Raw genomic sequence first — 18591 nt, forward strand, 5'->3', positions numbered from 1 at the left:
TTTGGGGGGTGTCGGAAGGGAGAACTGGGTTTACTGGCGGGGGGCCGCGCCCCCCGCGCCGGTGAAGGGCGTGCCCGCGTGGCTCAGACCACCAGCCCGAGCAGCAGGACGCCGAGGAGGCCGACCACCGAGACCGCGCACTCCATGAGGCTCCAGGTCTTGAAGGTCTGACCGACCGTGAGGCCGAAGTACTCCTTCACCAGCCAGAAGCCGGCGTCGTTCACGTGCGAGAGGAACACCGAGCCCGCGCCGATCGCGAGCACCATCAGTGCGAGGTGCGTGCCGCTGAGGTCGCCGGCCAGGGGCGCCATGATGCCCGCCGCGGTGATCGTGGCCACGGTCGCCGAACCGGTCGCCAGGCGGATGACCACCGCGACCAGCCAGCCGGCCAGCAGCAGCGGCATCCCGGAGCTCGCGATCCCGCCGCCGATGACCTGGCCGACTCCCGAGTCGACGAGCGTCTGCTTGAAGCCGCCGCCCGCGCCCACGATCAGCAGGATCGAGGCGATGGGGGCGAACGAGTCGCCCGTGATCTTCGCGACCTCGCCCATGGAGCGTCCGAGGGCCGTGCCGAGCACGATCATGGCGTACAGCGAGGTGATCAACAGGGCCTGCAGCGGCGTGCCGATCCAGACCAGGATCTGCCCGAACAGGCTGCTGTCCAGCCCTGCGGAGGTGACGACCGTCATCAGCAGCATCAGCACGACCGGCAGCAGCACGACGGAGAGCGCCACGCCGAACGCGGGGCGCTTGCCCTCGCGCTCGGTGACCGGGGCGAGCAGCTTGTCGGATGCCAGCACCGGCACCCAGCGGGCCATGGGCTTCGCGAGCACGGGGCCGGCGATGATGACGGTGGGCACCGCGACCAGCAGGCCCAGGCCCAGGGTGAGACCGAGGTCGGCCTTGAGAGCGTCGATCGCGATCAGCGGACCGGGGTGCGGCGGCACGAAGCCGTGCAGCGCGGACAGACCCGCCAGCGCGGGGATGCCGATCAGGATCACGGGGAGCTTGGCGCGCTTGGCGGCGAGCATGACGATCGGGATCAGCAGCACCACGCCGACCTCGAAGAACAGCGGGATTCCGACGATGAACGCGGCGAGCGCCATGGCCCAGCCCAGGCGCTTGAGGGGTGTCTTGGACAGGATCGTGTCCACGATCTCGTCCGCGCCGCCGGACTCGGTGAGGAAGCGTCCGATGACGGCGCCGAGCACGATCAGCACGCCGACGCCGCCGACCGTGGAGCCGAGCCCGGCGGAGAAGGACGTGAACGCGTGCTCGAAGCCCATGTTCGCGGCGACCGCCATGACGGCGGCGCCGAGCATCAGGGAGAAGAACGGGTGCATCTTCACCCAGACGATCAGCACGACGATCAGTGCGATCGAGACGACCGCCGCGATGATCAGCTGAGCGGTGCCCGCCGCGGGCTTGACGGGATCCGCGGCCAGCACCCCGTTCAGGAGTGGTGCCGCGTGTGCGAGCAGTTGCATTCTCGGACTCCTTCGCTGCGTCGGGGCGGGGCCGTCCCGGAACGTAGCGCACACGATACTCCCAGGTAGGATCGGCGACGAGAACGACTCACACGCGCGAGAGGCGAATTCAATGGCCGAAGAACCGATCCCGACGACGCAGGCCATCGCCCTGGTATCCGCACCGGCGCCCTATGTGCTCGCGATCGACATCGGCTCGGGTTCGACACGCGGATGCCTCTACGACGCGTACGCCCGTCCGATCAAGAAGCATCTGGTCAAGGCCGAGCACGCCTTCATCGAGGCGGCGGACGGCACGGCGGAGGTCGACGCCGACCAGATCGTCCGCGAGGTCGGCGAGGTCATCGACGGCGCGCTGAAGGGCATCGACCCCGGGCTGGTCAAGGCGGTCGTCATGGACACGTTCGCCTCGTCGCTGGTGTGCGTGGATGCCGACGGCGACGCCCTCACCGCCTGCATCACCTACGCCGACTCGCGGTCGTCGGAGCATCTCGCGAAGCTGCGATCGCAGCTCGACGAGGATGAGGTGCACCAGCGCACCGGCACCCGGCTGCACACCAGCTACCACCTGCCGCGGCTGCTGTGGCTGCAGGACGAGTTCCCGGAGGTGTTCGCCAAGACGGCGAAGTTCCTCTCGCTCGGCGAGTACGTGTACGCGAAGCTCGCCGGCATCGAGGGCGCCGCGACCTCGACGATGGCATGGGCGGGCATCCTCAACCGCCACACCTGCGAGCTCGACGAGGAGCTGCTGGCCGCCGTGGGTGTCGACCGCAGCCGGTTCGCGCCCGTGGTCGACCCCTCAGAGCCGATCACCGACGTCTCCCCCGAGGCGCTGCGGCGCTGGCCGGCGCTCGAGGGCGCGGCCTGGTTCCCCGCCGTCCCCGACGGCTACGCCTCGAACATCGGCGTCGGGGCGAGCACGCCGTCCGTGGCGGCCATGTCCGCCGCCACGTCGGGCGCGATCCGGGTGATCGTCGACGGCACGCCGGACGTGCTCCCCACGGGTCTGTGGGCGTACCGCGTGTCGAAGACGCAGTCCATCGTCGGCGGTGCGCTCAACGATGTCGGCCGGGTCACGCTGTGGCTGCAGTCGACACTGGCCCCGCTGACCTACGAGCAGATCGACGAGGTGTTCCGCGCGGCTCCCGCCGAGGGCACCCCGCTCGTGCTGCCCTTCCTTACCGGCGAGCGCGCGACGGGCTGGGCGGGCGACGCGCGCGCCGTGCTCACCGGCGTCTCCTCGGCCTCCGGTCCGCGCGAGCTGTGGCGCGGAGCCGTCGAGGGGATCGCGATCTCCTATGCGCGGGTCTTCGAACAGCTGCTCGAGGTCGCCCCCGGCATCCGGAGCGTCATCGCGTCCGGCGGCGTCACCAGCGCCTATCCCGGCTTCATGCATCCGGTGGCGCAGGCTCTCGGATTCCCGGTGGAGGTGGTCCAGGTCAAGCGCGTGACCATGCGCGGCGCCGCCGCGCTGGCGCTGTCGGTCCTCCAGGCGGAGCATCCGCTCGCCACGATCCCGCAGACGAGCCTCACCGAGCCGGATGCCGCGCAGCGCGACTACTACGACGACCTGCGCCGGCGGTTCGAGAACGTGTACGACGGCGTGATCGCGAAGTGATCGCCGGGTGACACGAAGAGGGCGGGCATCCGATCGGATGCCCGCCCTCTCGCTCCCCTCCGGAGATGTGGACGTCGGTGAGCTCAGAGGCTCGGCGCGTTCCCCTGATCAAACTTTCCGCCGGCGCGCTGCATCGCGATGACCTCGGTCACGGTCGAGCCGTCGTGGATACGAGGATCGCCACCACCGGCATCCGGCGTGTAGCCCTTCAGCTTCGGCGAGTGCCGCGTGCGGATCTCCAGCCACTTCGCGACGCCCGACAGGATCAGGCACATCGCGATGTAGATCGCACCGATGACGAACGCGGACTGCAGGATCGGCCGGCCCTGCTGCGAGCTGAGCAGCTTGGCGTAGTACAGCAGCTCGGGGTAGGTGATGATGAAGCCGAGCGCGGTGTCCTTCAGCGTGACCACCAGCTGCGCCACGATCACCGGCAGCATGGCGCGGATGGCCTGCGGCAGCAGGATCAGCGCCATCACGCCGCTCTTGCGCAGGCCGATCGCGTAGCCGGCCTCCTTCTGGCCCTTGGGAAGCGACTCGATGCCGGCGCGGAGCGCCTCGGCGAGCACGGAGCCGTTGTAGACCATCAGTCCCAGCACGACAGCCCAGTACGGGTCCATCCGGACGCCGAGCACGGGAAGTCCGTAGTACAGCAGCATCATGAAGACCAGCACCGGGACGGCGCGGAAGAGCTCGGTGAGCACGGTGACCGGCACGCGCACCCAGGCGTGCTCGGACAGGCGCCCGATCGCCAGCAGGAAACCCAGCGCCAGGCTGAGGACGGCGGCCAGGGCGAACGCGCCGAGGGTCTGCCCGAGTGCCTTGAGGATGCTCATCCACACATTGGTGAAGGTGAAGACGTACCACTTGTCGGCGGTGAACTGCCCGGTGGCCGCCATGCGGTAGACCACGAAGCCGATCACCGCTGCGACCACCACGACGGTGACGACGGCGAGGATGCGGTTGCGGGCGATCGCCCGGGGGCCCGGGACGTCGTAGAGCACGGAACTCATCGCACGATCCTCCACTTGTTCTCGAGATGCCGCTGGATGGTGCTCATGACCATCACCAGGATGACGAAGACCACCGCGACCCAGAGCAGCACCTCCATCGGGTTGCCAGGGCGGTCGGGTGCGTCGTTGATGGTGGCGCGGAGGGCGGCGAGCTCGGCGATGGAGAAGCCGGCCGCCACCGTGGTGTTCTTCAGCAGGGCGATGAACACGCTCATCATCGGCGGGACCACCGTGCGGAAGGCCTGCGGCAGGATGACCAGCGTCATCACCTGCCCGAACGGCAGGCCGATCGCGCGGGCCGCCTCGGCCTGGCCGACAGGGACGGTGCTGATGCCCGCGCGCAGGACCTCGGCGACGTAGGTCGCCGTGTAGATGCCGATCGCGAGGATGCCCAGCACGGTGTTCGACAGGTCGGGCAGACCCAGCTGCGGGTAGCCGAACACGAAGAAGAAGAAGACCAGCGTCAGCGGGGTGTTCCGGATGAGGTTCACGTACACGGTGCCGACGGCGCGGGCGATGGGCACCGGCGAGACGCGCATCGCGCCGACGATGATGCCCAGGATCAGCGCGATGATGCCGCCGACGAAGAACACCAGCAGGGTGTTCCCGATCGCCTCACCCCACAGGTCGAGGTTGCCGAAGATGACGTCCATGCCACCCTTCCTTCGTGACGATGCCTTCGTGTCGATGGGCGACCCCGTGGTGCCGGGGCCGCCCATCGCTGATGGACAGCAGCCGGGTCAGTCGACCTTGGGCTGCTCGACCTTGATGCCGGACTTCCCGAGGTTCTTGTCGAAGATCTTCTGCCAGGTGTCGTGGCCGTCGGTGAAGAGCGTGTTGATGTGCTGCTGCAGCGCCGTGTCGCCCTTCTTCAGGCCCACGCCGTAGCGCTCCTCGGTGAACAGACCGCCGGTGACCTTCAGCTCGTCCGGGTACTGGGCCGCGAAGCCGATCAGAATGGCCTGGTCGGTGGTCACGGCGTCGACCTTCTTGTCGAGCAGGTCCTGCACGCAGGCGGAGTACAGGTCGTACTCCTGCGTCTTGATCTGCGGGAAGTTGGCCTTGATGTTCTGGATCGGCGTGGAGCCGGTCGCGGAGCACACCGTCTTGCCGTTGAAGTCCTCGAGCTTGTCGGCGTCGGGGTCTCCCTTGCGGATCAGCAGGCCCTGGCCCGTGACGAAGTACGGACCGGCGAAGTCGATCTGCGTCTTGCGCTTGTCGGTGATCGAGTAGGTGCCGACGTAGTAGTCGATGTCGCCGTTCACGATCGACTGCTCGCGGTTGACCGAGGCGATCGGCTTGAACGTGATCTGCTTCTCGTCGAAGCCGAGCGATGCGGCGATCCAGCGCGCGATGTCGACGTCGAAACCGGTGCGCTCGCCCGTGGTGGCGTCGAGGTAGCCGAGACCGGGCTGGTCCTCCTTGACGCCGATGACCACGCCGTCGCGCTTCTTCATGGCGTCGAACGTGGGGCTGCCGTCGAGCTTGACGTCCTTGGCGACCTCGAACAGCGGCTTGTCCCCGCCACCGCCGTTGTCGCCGCCGCCGCCCGGGTTGGACGGGCTTCCGCTGTTGCAGCCGGTCAGCGCGAGCAGCGCCGCGGCGACGATGCCGATTCCTGCGAGTGCCTTCGTGCGTCGCATGGTGTTCTCCTTCGTGTGCTGTGGGTGCGCGGGATCTCCGCGCGGGAAGGTCAGTGAGTGAGGAGCTTGGACAGGAAGTCCTTGGCGCGGTCGCTCTTCGGGTGCGTGAAGAACTCCTCGGGCGTCGCCTCCTCGACGATCTGCCCGTCGGCCATGAAGACCACGCGGTTGGCGGCCTTCCGGGCGAAGCCCATCTCGTGGGTGACGACGATCATCGTCATCCCCTCCTTGGCGAGGCCGACCATGACGTCCAGGACCTCGTTGATCATCTCCGGGTCGAGCGCGCTGGTGGGCTCGTCGAAGAGCATCACCTTCGGATGCATGGCCAGGGCGCGGGCGATCGCGACGCGCTGCTGCTGACCACCGGACAGCTGCGCGGGGAGCTTCGACGCCTGCTGGGCGACGCCCACGCGCTCCAGGAGCGCCATCGCCTCCTTCTCGGCATCCGCCTTCTTCAGCCCGCGCACCTTGATCGGGCCGAGCGTGACGTTCTCGAGGATCGTCAGATGCGCGAACAGGTTGAACGACTGGAACACCATGCCGACCTCGGCACGGAGGTTCGCCAGCCCCTTGCCCTCGGCGGGGAGCGGCTTGCCGTCGATGCGGATCGACCCGCTGGTGATGGTCTCCAGGCGGTTGATCGTGCGGCACAGCGTCGACTTGCCGGAGCCGGACGGACCGATGATGACGACCACCTCGCCCTTGTCGACGGTGAGGTTGATGTCCTTCAGCGCGTGGAACTCGCCGTAGTGCTTCTGGACGCCCTCGACGACGACCAGCGATTCGGCTGTGCTCATTGTGCCTCCCATGGGACCGACCGGTCGAAGGGAGCACAGGTGGAATCAGGGCTCCCCATCGAATCCGCTGACCCGTTCAGACTATGCACGGATGCGCGGACGGACCAGTCCCTTGAGTGTTTCTTGAGTGTGGTGCAGAATCAGCGCCGCGAGTCGCGGTAGTACTCCGCCGCTCCCGGATGCAGCTCGATCGGATCGGTGAAGATCGCGAGCCGCCGGTCCAGCAGCGCGGCGGCCGGCACGCTGCGGGCGACCTCCGCACGCGCCGAGAAGAGCTCGGCGAGCACGTCGCGCACCAGCGCGTCGGGGACGTCGGCGGAGGTGACCAGATAGTTCGGCACCGTCATCGCGACGGTGGACTCGTCGCTGCCGTACGTGCCGACCGGGAACTCCGCCGATCGGTAGACGCCGGCATGCGCGGCATCCGCTCTCTCCACCACGTCGGGGCCGATCGACAGCAGACGGATCGGCAGGCGCCCCGCCAGCCTCTCGATGCCGGGGGTGGGCAGGCCTCCCACCCAGAAGAACGCGTCGATGCGTCCGTCGGTGAGCGCCGCGATCGAGGCGTCCAGCCCCATCCCGACATCCCGCACCCTCCCGGCCGGCACCTGCGACGCCTCCAGCACCCGGCGCGCGACCACGCTCACGCCCGACCCGGTGCCGCCGAGGGAGACCGTGCGGCCGGCGAGCTCGGAGATGCTCCGGATGCCGGAGTCGGCACGTACGACGACGTGGACGTACTCGTCGTACAGCCGGGCCGCCGCACGGATCGGAAGGGCCCTGTCGAAATCGCCCGTGCCCGCCACGGCATCCGCGATCGCGTCGCTCTGCGCGAAGCCGAGTTGCGCCTGCCCCGCGCCGACCAGATGCAGATTGTCCACCGAGCCGTTGGTCTCGATCACCTGCGCGTCGACGTCGAGGTCCCTCCGCAGCACCTCCGCGAGCTGCGTGCCGTAGTCGTAGTAGACGCCGGTCACGCTGCCGCCGGCGATGCGCAGCGGATGCTCGGTCCACGACGGCCGCGAAGGCGCGCACCCCGCGACGCCGAGCACGATGAGCGCCGCCGCGACGACGGCCAGCATCCGTCCCGCCCTCTTCGCTCCGTTGCTCATCTCTCCCCCGGAGCGGGAAGGTCGAAGGACACGCTCAGGCCGCCGCCGTCCGGTGACTCGACGGTCAGCCGGCCGCCCACAGAGCGCAGCAGATCCATCGCGATCGCGAGCCCGAGCCCCGACCCGGGGACGTTCTGGTTGCGGGCACTGCGCCAGAACCGGTCTGCGGCTTGCTCGAGCTCGTCGGCGTCCAGCCCCGGTCCGTGGTCGCGCACCGAGATGCGGGCGCCCTCCTCCGTCGCCACGGCGGCCAGTTCGATCAGGCCGCCGTCCGGAGAGAACTTCACGGCGTTGTCGATCACCGCATCCAGGGCGCTCTCCACGATCGCCTCGTCGACGCGGGACCGCACGTCCTGCGCCTCGTGCACGCCGAAGCGGATGCCGCGACGTGCGGCGACCTCGCGCCAGGCCTCGCCCCGCCGGGCGACCAGCGCCGTGAGGTCGACGTCCTCGAAGTCTGATGCGCGCACGGCGCCGCGGGCGAAGCCGAGCAGGGTGTCGAGGATCCGCGTCATCCGCTGCCCCTCCTCGCGGATCTTCTCCACGTCGGCCGCACCGGCCGTGCCGAGGTCGGCGGCGAGCACCTCCACCCGCAGCAGCAACGCGTTCAGCGGATTGCGCAGCTCGTGCGAGGCGTTCAGGGCGAACTCCTGCTGACGGGCGACGACCCGCTCGATCTCGTCGGCCATCCGGTTGAACATCAGGATCATGCGATGCAGCTCGGCGGGCCCCGTGTCATCCGCGATCCGCGCCTCCATGTCACCGCGCTCCATCGCCTCCATCGCCCGGTCCAGACGTCGCACCGGGCGCAGCACCCAGCCCGCCAGCCGGAACACCACGAGCAGGCCCACCGCGATCACGAGGGCGGCGACGGCCGTGATCAGCAGCCACTGCCGCCCGATCTCGGCACGGGGCACGTCCACGCTCGCCGACATGACGACCGCCCCGATCACGTCGCCGCCGTCGAACACCGGCTCCACCAGCGACAGGTCGGAGAACTGCCAGGGCAGCGCGTTCTGCGGCAGCTCGCCCCGGCGGCCCGACAGTGCCAGCTTGATCTGCGCCTCGATCTCGGGACTGTCGAACACCGGCTGCGCGGTGGACGGCGCCCAGGGCCGACCGGCGCGATCCACGATCACGACGCGGGTGCCGTACAGCTCCCGATAGCGCTGCGCCTCGCCGTCGAACACCTCCGCGCTGCCCGAGAGCAGCGCCTGGCGGGCTGTGGTCGTGAAGTAGCTGAGATCGCCCAGCTGCTCGGCATAGAACTCCTGCTGCACGCTGCGCGCCGCGCTCCACGCGTACGCTCCCCCGAGCACCATCAGCACGAGCACCAGCGGTACGAGGAAGACGACGATCAGCCTGCGGCGCACGGTCAGGCCTCCAGGCGGTACCCGACGCCGCGGACGGTCTCGATCAGAGACGCCCGCCCGATCTTGCGGCGGATCGAGGCGACGTGCACCTCCAGCGAGCGCGCGAAGCTCTGCCAGTCGGTGTTCCACACCTCGCGGATGAGCCGGTCGCGGGGCACGGCGACCCCCGGATAGCGCGCGAGCACGGCGATGATGTCGAACTCCTTGCGCGTCAGCTCCACCGGGGTGCCGCCGACGAGCACCCGTCGGGCGACCAGGTCGATGCTCACGTCGCTCACCTCGATCAGCGACCGGTCGCCCGACGCCGGATGGTGGGAGTCCAGCGGGTGCAGCCGGCGCGTGACCGCCTCGATGCGGGCGAGGAGCTCCCGCACGTCGTAGGGCTTGACGACGAAGTCGTCGGCACCGGCGCGCAGGCCGCGGATGCGCTCCTGCACGTCGCTGCGCGCGGTCGCGATGATCACGGGCACCCCGCTCTGCGCACGGATGCGGCGGCAGACGTCGATGCCGTCCATGTCGGGCAGCCCCAGATCCAGCAGCACGACCTCGGTGTCGGAGCCGAGCAGCCCGAGCGCCTGGGCGCCGTCGACGGCTCGGACGGTCGCATAGCCCGAGCGGTTCAGGAACGCCTGCAGCGCCTCGGCGACACGATCGTCGTCCTCGACGATCAGGATGCGCATCGGCTCATCCGGCCACGCGCTGCGCGAAGGCGCTCTCGTACAGGCACACGCTGGCCGCGGTCGCGAGATTCAACGACTCGGCCCGGCCGTAGATCGGCAGCTTCAGGGCCCGGTCGGCGAGGTCGAGCATGTCGTCCTCGAGCCCGCGCGCCTCGTTCCCGAACAGCCATGCCGTGGGACGCTCCAGCACGCCCTCGGCGCGCGCGGCGAGGAGGTCATCGCCCTTCACGTCGGCGGCGAGCACCTGGAGGCCCGCGTCGTGGGCGCGCGAGACGACGTCGTTCAGATCGCCGCCCACCGAGAACGGCAGATGGAACAGCGAACCGGTGGTCGAGCGGACCACCTTCGGGTTGTACGGGTCGACGGTGCGGCCAGTCAGCACCACGGCATCCGCTCCCGCGGCATCCGCGGCACGGATGATCGTGCCCAGGTTGCCGGGATCGCGCACCTCCTCGCAGATCGCGATAAGCCGCGGCCCCGCCGCGAAGATGTCGCGCACCGAGGTGGGCGTCTGCCGCGCGACAGCGACGATGCCCTGCGGCGTGACCGTGTCAGCCATCGCCGCGAGCACCTGCTCGGTGACGTACTCGACGTCGATGCCGTGCTCCGACGCCAGCGTCCGGACATCGGAGTGCTTCTCCCACGCCGACGGCGTGGAGTACAGCTCGACGATCGCGCCGGGGAGGTAGTTCAGCGCTTCGCGGACCGACTGCGGTCCCTCCAGCAGGAAGAGTCCCGTCTCGGTCCTGGCGCTGCGCTTGGTCAGCTTGGCGACGGCACGGACTCGGGGAGAGCGGGGGTTCTCGAGCACGGGCCCATTCTATCGGGGGCCGGGATGCGGAAACGGGCGCCTCCCCGCAGGGAGACGCCCGTTCTCAGGATCGTTCAGATCAGGCAGCGGCCTTCGGAGCGTTGACGTCCGAGGGAAGCGCCTTCTTGGCGACGTCCACCAGCGTGGCGAACGCGGCGGCGTCGGTGACGGCCAGCTCGGCCAGCATGCGACGGTCGACCTGCACGCCCGCGAGGCCGAGGCCCTGCATGAAGCGGTTGTAGGTGATGCCGTTCTGGCGGGCAGCGGCGTTGATGCGCTGGATCCACAGACGACGGAAGTCGCCCTTGCGCTTGCGACGGTCGCGGTACGCGTAGACGAGGGAGTGGGTGACCTGCTCCTTCGCCTTGCGGTACAGACGCGAACGCTGACCGCGGTAGCCCGAGGCGCGCTCGAGGATGACGCGACGCTTCTTGTGCGCGTTGACCGCGCGCTTGACTCTAGCCATTTTCCTGTGTTCCTATTCCTGCGTTCGGGCGCTCAGCCGCGGCCGAGAAGCTTGTTGGCGACCTTGGTGTCGGCCTTGGAGAGGACCTGGTCCTGGTTCAGGCGACGGGTCTGGCGGCTCGACTTGTGCTCGAGGTTGTGGCGCATGCCGGCCTGCTGCTTCTTCAGCTTTCCGCTGCCGGTGATCTTGAAGCGCTTCTTCGCACCCGAGTGGGTCTTCTGCTTCGGCATCTTCTCTTCCTTCGTGTGGCGCCCTGGCGGGCGACGGTGGGTTACCCGCCAGGAGCGGGAGCTGTGGGGCGGCTTACGCCGCGGTCTCGTCCGTGGGCTCGGCGGATGCCGCGCCCGTGCCGTTCTTCGCCTCGCGGGCCGCCTGCTTGTTGGCGGTGCGCACGGCGTTCTGCTCGGCCTTGGCCTCGGACTTGTTCTTCAGCGGAGCGACGACCATGACCATGTTGCGACCGTCGATCGTGGGGTTCGACTCCACGGTGCCGAACTCGGCGACGTCCTCGGCGAACTTGCGCAGCAGACGCACGCCCTGCTCGGGACGCGACTGCTCGCGACCGCGGAACAGGATCATGGCCTTGACCTTGTCGCCGGACTTCAGGAAGCCCTCGGCGCGCTTGAGCTTGGTCGTGTAGTCGTGAGCCTCGATCTTCAGGCGGAAGCGGACCTCCTTGAGGATGGTGTTCGCCTGGTTGCGGCGTGCTTCCTTCGCCTTCTGCGCGGCCTCGTACTTGAACTTGCCGTAGTCCATGATCTTGACCACGGGCGGCTTGGAATTCGGGGCGACCTCGACCAGGTCGAGATCTGCCTCCTGGGCCAGACGCAGCGCTGCCTCGATGCGGACAACACCGATCTGCTCACCCGCGGGGCCGACGAGGCGGACCTCGGGGACGCGGATGCGCTCATTGGTACGGGGATCGCTGATGCGGAGCTCCTTAGACGTGGTTTCGGCCATCCGGATGCTGTCTGCATCCTGAGCGAAATCGGAGTCTCCCCACCCGCCGACGCATTCAGAAGCACCGGCTTGTGACACCCTTTCCACCGGAGTCCGGCGGGGTGTGGAACCCGGTAGCCTTGAACGGCAAGCGCGGGTGGGAATGAATCCTCTTTCGTATCGGAGCGAAAAGCTCCGAAGCCCGCAGAAGTCTACCAGAAAGCATCCCGAAGTGACGATTCCTGCTGAGCACGCCGATGACCGCCACGAGCGCTGGGCGGAGCAGGAGCAAGCCGCAGCCGCCGCGACGCGCGACATCGCCGACGTTCCGGCCGTCGAGGTGATCACCACGACCGCCGTGCATCTGATGAGCGCGGCCGCCGTGAAGCTGGGACTCGCGGACGACCCGGATGCGCAGCTCGACCTCGACGAGGCCCGCAAGCTCATCAACGCACTGGCCGGCCTGATCACCGCCGGCGCCCCCGAGATCAGCAGCGCGCACGCGAGCCCGCTGCGCGACGGACTGCGCTCCCTTCAGCTCGCCTTCCGCGAGGCCTCCCCCATCCAGGACCCGATCGGCAAGGGTCCGGGCGAGAAGTGGACCGGGCCGGTCACCTGAGTCCTCGTTGTTGTCGGAGGTCGGGAGGTTCCCTGCGCTCGCAGAACGGGTGACCCCTCCCGCTTCGCGGGTCCCTCCCCGATGCTCGCTCCGGGAACCTCCCGACCTCCTCGGCGCGCGTCCCGTGTGACTCCGGAATGAGGTGGGGAGGATGAGCGCTTCGCGCGGGAATGTGCGCTTCGCGCGGACGGAATCCGCGTGTTCATCCGCGGATGGCGTACAAGTCCGCGGCAGGTGTACACGAGGGGATGCTCGTCAGGGGCGCAACCCGATCGGATCTGCAGTCGAGGGGCCGCCGCATCGCTCGGTCGAGTGAGTCCAGACGATGTGATGGTCGGACTCCTTCAGCACGGTGCCGTCGGCATCCGTGACTCTGAGAGTCACGTCCTCAGGCAGGCCGTCGAGGAACGAGAAACCCCAGATGCCCTCGTCCTGGCTGGACATCATCCGGGTGCTCTCGGGACCCGCCTCACCGGGTGCAGGCGCGCACAGCCCCAGCACCTCGAGCAGTCCGCGCATGCCACGACCACAGCGGCATCAAGTCTCAGCCCCGACACAACCCCGCAGATCTGCACGGTTCCGCAGATCTACAAAGGATTCCTGCGGAGTTGTGCAGATCTGCGCGGCTACGCGGCGAGAAGTCTGCCGAGAGCAGGATGCTGTCAGCCGGCGGAGCGGGTGAGCTTCACGGTCAGCGAGTCGACCAGCACCGCCATGCGGTCGTCGGCCGCCCAGCGCTGTGCGAGCCGCGCCAGCACGGCGTCCAGGGTCTCGCGGTCCAGGCCGTCGATCAGCTCGAGCGTCACGATCAGCTCCGGGCCGCGCATCCGGGCATCCGGATCCCCCGGCGCGACCGAGACGTCGATCACGGCCAGCTCGTGCGCGATGCTCTCGCGGAGCGCCGTGAAGACCTCGGGCGAGAGGAAGCTCGGCTCCCAGGGCTGGCCCTGCGCGATCGCCCACACCGCGGGGCGCCGGAACACGAACTCGGTGTCGGATGCCGGATCCAGCACGATCAGGTCGGTCTCCTCGCCTGCGGCCGACAGCGCCACGCGCGCCGCCTCCACCGGGATGGGGCGGGCCTGGGCATCCCACCGGCGCATGGTGTCGACCGAGGAGAACGCGGGCTGGACCCGGCGTCCGTCGGGCGCCGCGACCGTGACGATCGACAGCTCCTGCGTCTTGTCGACCTTCAGGCCCGTCGGGCCGATGCCCTCGTCGCCCTTCTCGGCGACCAGTGGCACGAGCACGCGCGCGGGCCGGAACGCGTCGACGACCTCCGTCTGCGTTCCGGTGCCGGCGCGGAAGCGCAGCAGCGCGTCCAGCAGCGCGGGGTCGGCGGAGCCGTCATCCGCGGCGCGGGCGTTCGGCTCGAAGCTCCGGCCGGCCCAGGGCACGCCGGCGGAATCAGCTCGGTTCGCCCCGTGATCGCAGGCGTCGTCAGAGGCCGGCGACATCCAGCGCCTCTGCCAGCGTGAACTGCCCGGCGTAGAGCGCCTTGCCGACGATGGCACCCTCGACGCCGAGCGGCACGAGCTCGCGGAGAGCCGCGATGTCGTCGAGGTTCGAGACCCCGCCGGAGGCGATCACCGGCTTGGGCGTGCGCGAGGTGATCTCGCGCAGCAGCTCCAGGTTCGGGCCGCGCAGCGTGCCGTCCTTTGTCACGTCGGTGACGACGTAGCGGCTGCAGCCCGCCTCCTCGAGGCGCTCCAGCACCTCCCAGATGTCGCCGCCGTCCTTCGTCCAGCCGCGTGCGGCCAGCGTGGTGCCGCGCACGTCGAGACCGACGGCGACCGCCTCGCCGTACCGGCTGATGACGTCGGCCGCCCACTCGGGGTTCTCGAGCGCCGCGGTGCCGAGGTTGATGCGGTTCGCGCCGGACTCGAGCGCCGCCTCGAGGCTGGCGTCGTCGCGGATGCCGCCGGAGAGCTCGATGTTCACACCGCGGTACTGCTTGATGACCTTGCGCAGGATGGGCGCGTTGCTGCCCCGCCCGAAGGCCGCGTCCAGGTCCACGAGGTGGATCCACTGCGCGCCCTGGTCGACCCACTCGCCTGCGGCGTCGATCGGGTCGCCGTAGCTGGTCTCCGTGCCCGCCTCACCCTGGGTGAGACGCACCGCCTTCCCTCCCGCGACGTCGACTGCGGGCAGCAGGATCAGCGAGGGGGACTGTGCGAAGTCGTTCATGACGTCCTTGGTTCGAGGATGGCCGCGACGTGCGGACACGAGAGAAGACACTAGTCCGCGCCTGTGCGCGGTTCAACATGAGCGGCGTCGGGTGACGCTCAGCCGAGCGATTCCACCCAGTTGCGCAGCATCCGGATGCCCGCGTCCCCGGACTTCTCCGGGTGGAACTGGGTAGCCGACAGCGGGCCGTTCTCCACGGCCGCGAGGAATCTCTCGCCGTGGGTCGCCCAGGTCAGCGCGGGCTGCGGGAACGGCGGCTCGACCTGGATCCCCCAGGTCTTCGCGGCGAAGGAGTGCACGAAGTAGAAGCGCTCCTGCTCGAGGCCGCGGAACAGCACGCTGCCCTCGCCCGCCTCGACCGTGTTCCAGCCCATGTGCGGCAGCACCGGAGCATCCAGCTCGGCGACCGTGCCCGGCCACTCCCCCAGACCCTCGGTGTTCAGCCCGCGTTCGACACCGCGCTCGAACATCACCTGCATCCCGACGCAGACGCCGAGCACCGGCCGGCCGCCCGCGAGCCGGCGGTCGATGATCTCGTCACCGCCGTGCCTGCGCAGCGCGTCGACCACGGCCGAGAACGCGCCGACGCCCGGCACGAACAGCCCGTCGGCCTCGAGCGCACGATCCCGGTCGCCGGTGAGCTCGACGTCCGCACCAGCGGCGGCCAGGGCCTTGACCGCCGAGTGGACGTTGCCGGACTCGTAGTCGAAGACGACGACGCGAGGACCGGTGCTCACAGCGCGCCCTTGGTGGAGGGGACGCCGTCGACGAGCGGGTCGAGGGCCTTGGCCTGGCGGAACGCGCGTGCGAACGCCTTGAACTCCGCCTCGGCGATGTGGTGGGGGTCGCGGCCGCCGACCACGCGCACGTGCACGGTGAGGCCGCCGTTGAAGGTGATGGCCTCGAAGACATGCCGCACGAGCGAGCCGGTGAAGTGCCCGCCGATGAGGTGCATCTCGAAACCGGCGGGCTCGCCCTCGTGGACGAGGAAGGGGCGACCCGAGATGTCCACGACGGCCTGAGCGAGGGCCTCGTCGAGGGGCACGAGCGCGTCGCCGTACCGCGAGATGCCGGACTTGTCGCCGAGCGCCTCGCGGATCGCCTGGCCGAGCACGATGGAGACGTCCTCGACCGTGTGGTGGGCGTCGATGTGCGTGTCCCCGGTCGCGCGCACCGTGAGGTCGGTGAGCGAGTGCTTCGCGAAGGCCGTGAGCATGTGGTCGAAGAACGGCACGGAGGTGCTGATGTCGCTCCGGCCGGTGCCGTCGAGGTTCAGCTCGACCTCGACCGTCGACTCGGACGTGCTGCGGGTGCGGCGGGCGGTGCGGGGCGCGGTCATGCTGGTGATCCTATCGATGCGAGTGCGTCCAGGAAGGCGGTGGTCTCGGCCTCTGTGCCGGCCGTGACCCGCAGGTGGCCGGGGATCCCGACGTCGCGGATCAGCACGCCGCGGTCGTAGAGCGCCTGCCACACGGCCTTGGGGTCGTCGATCCCACCGAAGAGCACGAAGTTCGACCAGGACGGGTGCGGCGCATAGCCGAGCGCCTCGAGGGTCGCGGAGATCCGGTCGCGCTGCTCGACGATCTCGTCGACCATGCGCAGCATCGTCGCGGAGTTGCGCAGCGCTGCCGTCGCGGCCGCCTGGGTCAGGGCGCTCAGGTGGTACGGCAGGCGCACCAGGCGCAGCGCGTCGATGAAGGCGGGGTCGGCCGCCAGGTATCCGACTCGCGCGCCCGCGAAGGCGAACGCCTTGCTCATGGTGCGGGAGATCGCCAGCCGCGGACGGCCGGGAAGCAGGGAGAGAGCGGATGCCGCGTCCTTCGGCGCGAACTCGTGATACGCCTCGTCGACGACCACGATGCCGCGTGCGGCCTCGTACACGGCTTCGACCACGTCCAGCCCGAGCGGCGTTCCGGTGGGGTTGTTCGGCGAGCACAGCAGCACGACGTCGGGGTCGGATGCTGCGACCTGGGCTGCCGCGTCCTCCGGCGCGATGCTGTAGTCGTCCTCGCGCGTGCCGGCGATCCAGCCGGCACCGGTCCCCTGCGTGATCAGCGGATACATCGAGTAGGTCGGCGCGAAGCCGAAGGCCGTGCGGCCCGGCCCGGCGAACGCCTGCATGATGTGCTGCAGCACCTCATTGGAGCCGTTTCCCGCCCAGATCTGGTCGGCGGTCAGCTCGTGGCCGAGATAGGCGGCGAAGGCCTCACGCAGCTGGGTGAACTCGCGGTCGGGGTAGCGGTTGACGTCGCTGAGCGCCAGGGCGATGTCGTCGAGGATGTCGCCGACCACCGACTCCGGCACCGGATGCGTGTTCTCGTTCACGTTCAGCGCCACGGGCAGAGGAGCCTGCGGGGCGCCGTAGGGGGTGAGCCCGCGCAGATCGTCGCGGAGAGGCAGCTCGTCGAGAGAGGTCACTCTTCCCATGGTAGAGCGCGGAATCCGGGCCAGTTCCCGGATGACGATCAGTGCGAGTACTGCGTCGGGATGGCGATCTCGGAACCGGCCTGGATCGCACCGCTGCTGAGGTTGTTCAGACTCATGATGTCGTCGATCACGTCACGCGGGTCGACGCCGGGCGCGATCTCCGACGCGATCGACCACAGGGTGTCGCCCGGGAGCACCGTCACGGTCTCGAAGGAGACCCCGGCGTTCTGCTCACCCGAGGCGAGTGCCGAACCGCCCGCCAGCACCGAGAACGCGATGCCCGCGACGAGAGGGGCAGCGGCGACCGCCGCCAGCACACGACGACCGCGCACCGTGAGGCGGAGCTTCGTCGAGCGCACCGCACGCGTGGAGGCACCTGCGGAGGCGCGAAGGATCGCGGGGCTCTGGATGCTGATGGTGCTCATGTGAGGCTCCTCTTCTTCTTCCCGCCGATCGGCGGGACCGGTACAGCTTTCGCATCCGGCATCCGGCCGGGGACGCCGGATGCGAAGCTGTGTTCCGAATCTATCTTCGATATCGAACATCTGTCAAGAATTCTTCGAAACCCGTCCGAGAATGTCGCCGACACGCTCGAACAGATCTTCCGTTTTCCGCGATATCTCGGATACGGTTTCGATATGGACAGCACACCACTGGCCACCGACATTCGAACCGGAAGCCCGCGATGACGCGGATCCAGCCCGGTCCGGCCCGCTGAGAAGGAGCACCGATGAGCGAGAACGCCACCCCCGCATCCGAGGCTCCGCGCACGCGTCGCCGCAAGAGCCTCAGCGCGAAGCAGATCGCGATCCTCGAGGTCATCCAGACCTCCATCGCCCGGTACGGCTATCCGCCGAGCATGCGCGAGATCGGTGACGCCGTCGGGCTCAAGTCGCTCTCCAGCGTCACCCACCAGCTGGGCCAGCTCGAGCTCAGCGGCTACCTCCGCCGTGATCCCGGCAAGACCCGCGCCATGGAGGTGCTGATCGATCTCCCCGGCACGAGCACGGAGAATCCCGCCGATTCCGCTCCCGCCGTCGGAGACGCGGCCCTGGTCCCCCTGGTCGGCCAGATCGCGGCCGGCATCCCGATCACCGCGGAGCAGCAGGTCGAGGAGATCTTCCCGCTCCCCCGCCAGCTCGTCGGCAAGGGCGAGCTGTTCATGCTCAAGGTCAACGGCGAGTCCATGATCGACGCCGCCATCTGCGACGGGGACTGGGTGGTGGTGCGCACGCAGAGCAACGCCGAGAACGGCGAGATCGTCGCGGCCATGATCGACGGCGAGGCGACGGTCAAGACCTTCCGCCGGCGGGACGGCCACACCTGGCTGCTCCCCCGCAACTCGGCGTTCGAGCCGATCCTCGGCGACGAGGCCGTGGTGCTCGGCAAGGTCGTGGCGGTGCTGCGCGCCGTCTGATC

General features: G+C 69.2%; 23 protein-coding genes. 4 read left to right on the forward strand and 19 right to left on the reverse strand.

Annotated elements, in window-relative coordinates:
- Positions 1-83 precede the first annotated feature (83 nt).
- Positions 84-1487, reverse strand: a complete 1404-nt coding sequence (locus ACTJJ4_RS14140; protein WP_292697963.1) for a GntP family permease — start codon at positions 1485-1487, stop codon at positions 84-86.
- 112 nt (positions 1488-1599) lie between these two features.
- Here ACTJJ4_RS14140 and ACTJJ4_RS14145 point away from each other — a divergent pair, with 112 nt between their 5' ends.
- The gene (locus ACTJJ4_RS14145) at positions 1600-3105 is read left to right on the forward strand and encodes a gluconokinase (RefSeq protein WP_440943930.1); all 1506 of its coding nucleotides are present in this window, start codon (positions 1600-1602) and stop codon (positions 3103-3105) included.
- Positions 3106-3188: 83 nt separating this feature from the next.
- Here ACTJJ4_RS14145 and ACTJJ4_RS14150 read toward each other — a convergent pair whose 3' ends face one another.
- The 11 genes from ACTJJ4_RS14150 to infC form a co-directional block, all read right to left on the reverse strand.
- Positions 3189-4118, reverse strand: coding sequence for an amino acid ABC transporter permease (locus tag ACTJJ4_RS14150; RefSeq protein WP_440943931.1), 930 nt, complete (start codon positions 4116-4118; stop codon positions 3189-3191).
- Positions 4115-4771, reverse strand: a complete 657-nt coding sequence (locus tag ACTJJ4_RS14155) for an amino acid ABC transporter permease (RefSeq protein ID WP_440943932.1) — start codon at positions 4769-4771, stop codon at positions 4115-4117. Before ACTJJ4_RS14155 ends, ACTJJ4_RS14150 begins: the two co-directional genes overlap by 4 nt.
- An 87-nt stretch (positions 4772-4858) precedes the next feature.
- Positions 4859-5761, reverse strand: a complete 903-nt coding sequence (locus ACTJJ4_RS14160; protein WP_440943933.1) for a glutamate ABC transporter substrate-binding protein — start codon at positions 5759-5761, stop codon at positions 4859-4861.
- A gap of 50 nt (positions 5762-5811) precedes the next feature.
- Complete coding sequence (locus tag ACTJJ4_RS14165) at positions 5812-6558, reverse strand: amino acid ABC transporter ATP-binding protein (protein WP_440943934.1); 747 nt, start codon at positions 6556-6558, stop codon at positions 5812-5814.
- 140 nt (positions 6559-6698) lie between these two features.
- Positions 6699-7670: a TAXI family TRAP transporter solute-binding subunit gene (locus ACTJJ4_RS14170; protein ID WP_440943935.1), complete on the reverse strand. Its 972-nt coding sequence runs from the start codon at positions 7668-7670 to the stop codon at positions 6699-6701.
- On the reverse strand, positions 7667-9043 hold the full coding sequence (locus tag ACTJJ4_RS14175) for an ATP-binding protein (protein ID WP_440943936.1): 1377 nt from the start codon (positions 9041-9043) through the stop codon (positions 7667-7669). The genes ACTJJ4_RS14170 and ACTJJ4_RS14175 overlap by 4 nt, the downstream gene beginning before the upstream one ends.
- 2 nt (positions 9044-9045) lie before the next feature.
- Positions 9046-9723 carry a response regulator transcription factor gene (locus tag ACTJJ4_RS14180; RefSeq protein WP_440943937.1) on the reverse strand — a complete coding sequence of 226 codons (678 nt, stop codon included), beginning with the start codon at positions 9721-9723 and terminating at the stop codon, positions 9046-9048.
- 4 nt (positions 9724-9727) lie between these two features.
- Positions 9728-10534 carry a TrmH family RNA methyltransferase gene (locus tag ACTJJ4_RS14185; RefSeq protein ID WP_440943938.1) on the reverse strand — a complete coding sequence of 269 codons (807 nt, stop codon included), beginning with the start codon at positions 10532-10534 and terminating at the stop codon, positions 9728-9730.
- A gap of 79 nt (positions 10535-10613) precedes the next feature.
- On the reverse strand, positions 10614-11000 hold the full coding sequence (gene rplT, locus ACTJJ4_RS14190) for a 50S ribosomal protein L20 (protein WP_285635890.1): 387 nt from the start codon (positions 10998-11000) through the stop codon (positions 10614-10616).
- A gap of 32 nt (positions 11001-11032) precedes the next feature.
- Complete coding sequence (gene rpmI / locus ACTJJ4_RS14195; RefSeq protein ID WP_193596428.1) at positions 11033-11230, reverse strand: 50S ribosomal protein L35; 198 nt, start codon at positions 11228-11230, stop codon at positions 11033-11035.
- Positions 11231-11303: 73 nt separating this feature from the next.
- Positions 11304-11960 carry a translation initiation factor IF-3 gene (gene infC, locus ACTJJ4_RS14200; RefSeq protein ID WP_440943939.1) on the reverse strand — a complete coding sequence of 219 codons (657 nt, stop codon included), beginning with the start codon at positions 11958-11960 and terminating at the stop codon, positions 11304-11306.
- Between the two features lie 217 nt (positions 11961-12177).
- On the opposite strand from infC, the gene ACTJJ4_RS14205 reads away from it, so the two are divergent.
- Positions 12178-12558 carry a DUF1844 domain-containing protein gene (locus tag ACTJJ4_RS14205; protein WP_440944164.1) on the forward strand — a complete coding sequence of 127 codons (381 nt, stop codon included), beginning with the start codon at positions 12178-12180 and terminating at the stop codon, positions 12556-12558.
- Positions 12559-12813: 255 nt separating this feature from the next.
- Here the strand turns inward: ACTJJ4_RS14205 and ACTJJ4_RS14210 are convergent, their stop codons facing one another.
- From ACTJJ4_RS14210 to ACTJJ4_RS14240, 7 genes are all read right to left on the reverse strand, one after another.
- Positions 12814-13077, reverse strand: coding sequence for a hypothetical protein (locus ACTJJ4_RS14210; RefSeq protein ID WP_440943940.1), 264 nt, complete (start codon positions 13075-13077; stop codon positions 12814-12816).
- Positions 13078-13220: 143 nt separating this feature from the next.
- Positions 13221-14015 (reverse strand): SseB family protein, encoded by a 795-nt coding sequence (locus ACTJJ4_RS14215; RefSeq protein WP_292697980.1) that lies wholly within the window; start codon positions 14013-14015, stop codon positions 13221-13223.
- A complete protein-coding gene (gene priA / locus ACTJJ4_RS14220) occupies positions 13999-14745 on the reverse strand; it encodes a bifunctional 1-(5-phosphoribosyl)-5-((5-phosphoribosylamino)methylideneamino)imidazole-4-carboxamide isomerase/phosphoribosylanthranilate isomerase PriA (RefSeq protein WP_285635904.1) in 747 nt (248 codons plus the stop codon). The genes ACTJJ4_RS14215 and priA overlap by 17 nt, the downstream gene beginning before the upstream one ends.
- A 98-nt stretch (positions 14746-14843) precedes the next feature.
- Positions 14844-15482 carry an imidazole glycerol phosphate synthase subunit HisH gene (gene hisH, locus ACTJJ4_RS14225; protein WP_440943941.1) on the reverse strand — a complete coding sequence of 213 codons (639 nt, stop codon included), beginning with the start codon at positions 15480-15482 and terminating at the stop codon, positions 14844-14846.
- Positions 15479-16084 (reverse strand): imidazoleglycerol-phosphate dehydratase HisB, encoded by a 606-nt coding sequence (gene hisB / locus ACTJJ4_RS14230; protein ID WP_440943942.1) that lies wholly within the window; start codon positions 16082-16084, stop codon positions 15479-15481. Before hisB ends, hisH begins: the two co-directional genes overlap by 4 nt.
- Positions 16081-17163, reverse strand: coding sequence for a histidinol-phosphate transaminase (locus ACTJJ4_RS14235; RefSeq protein WP_440943943.1), 1083 nt, complete (start codon positions 17161-17163; stop codon positions 16081-16083). Before ACTJJ4_RS14235 ends, hisB begins: the two co-directional genes overlap by 4 nt.
- Before the next feature lie 47 nt (positions 17164-17210).
- Positions 17211-17597, reverse strand: a complete 387-nt coding sequence (locus tag ACTJJ4_RS14240) for a LysM peptidoglycan-binding domain-containing protein (protein ID WP_440943944.1) — start codon at positions 17595-17597, stop codon at positions 17211-17213.
- Here ACTJJ4_RS14240 and ACTJJ4_RS14245 point away from each other — a divergent pair, their 5' ends adjacent.
- Together ACTJJ4_RS14245 and lexA are read left to right on the forward strand one after the other, a co-directional pair.
- On the forward strand, positions 17598-17861 hold the full coding sequence (locus ACTJJ4_RS14245) for a hypothetical protein (protein WP_440943945.1): 264 nt from the start codon (positions 17598-17600) through the stop codon (positions 17859-17861).
- Between the two features lie 41 nt (positions 17862-17902).
- A complete protein-coding gene (lexA, locus tag ACTJJ4_RS14250; RefSeq protein WP_440943946.1) occupies positions 17903-18589 on the forward strand; it encodes a transcriptional repressor LexA in 687 nt (228 codons plus the stop codon).
- Positions 18590-18591: the final 2 nt, after the last annotated feature.

Origin of the sequence: Microbacterium sp. 22195, from assembly GCF_052056515.1 — a bacterium.
Taxonomy (GTDB): Bacteria; Actinomycetota; Actinomycetes; order Actinomycetales; family Microbacteriaceae; genus Microbacterium.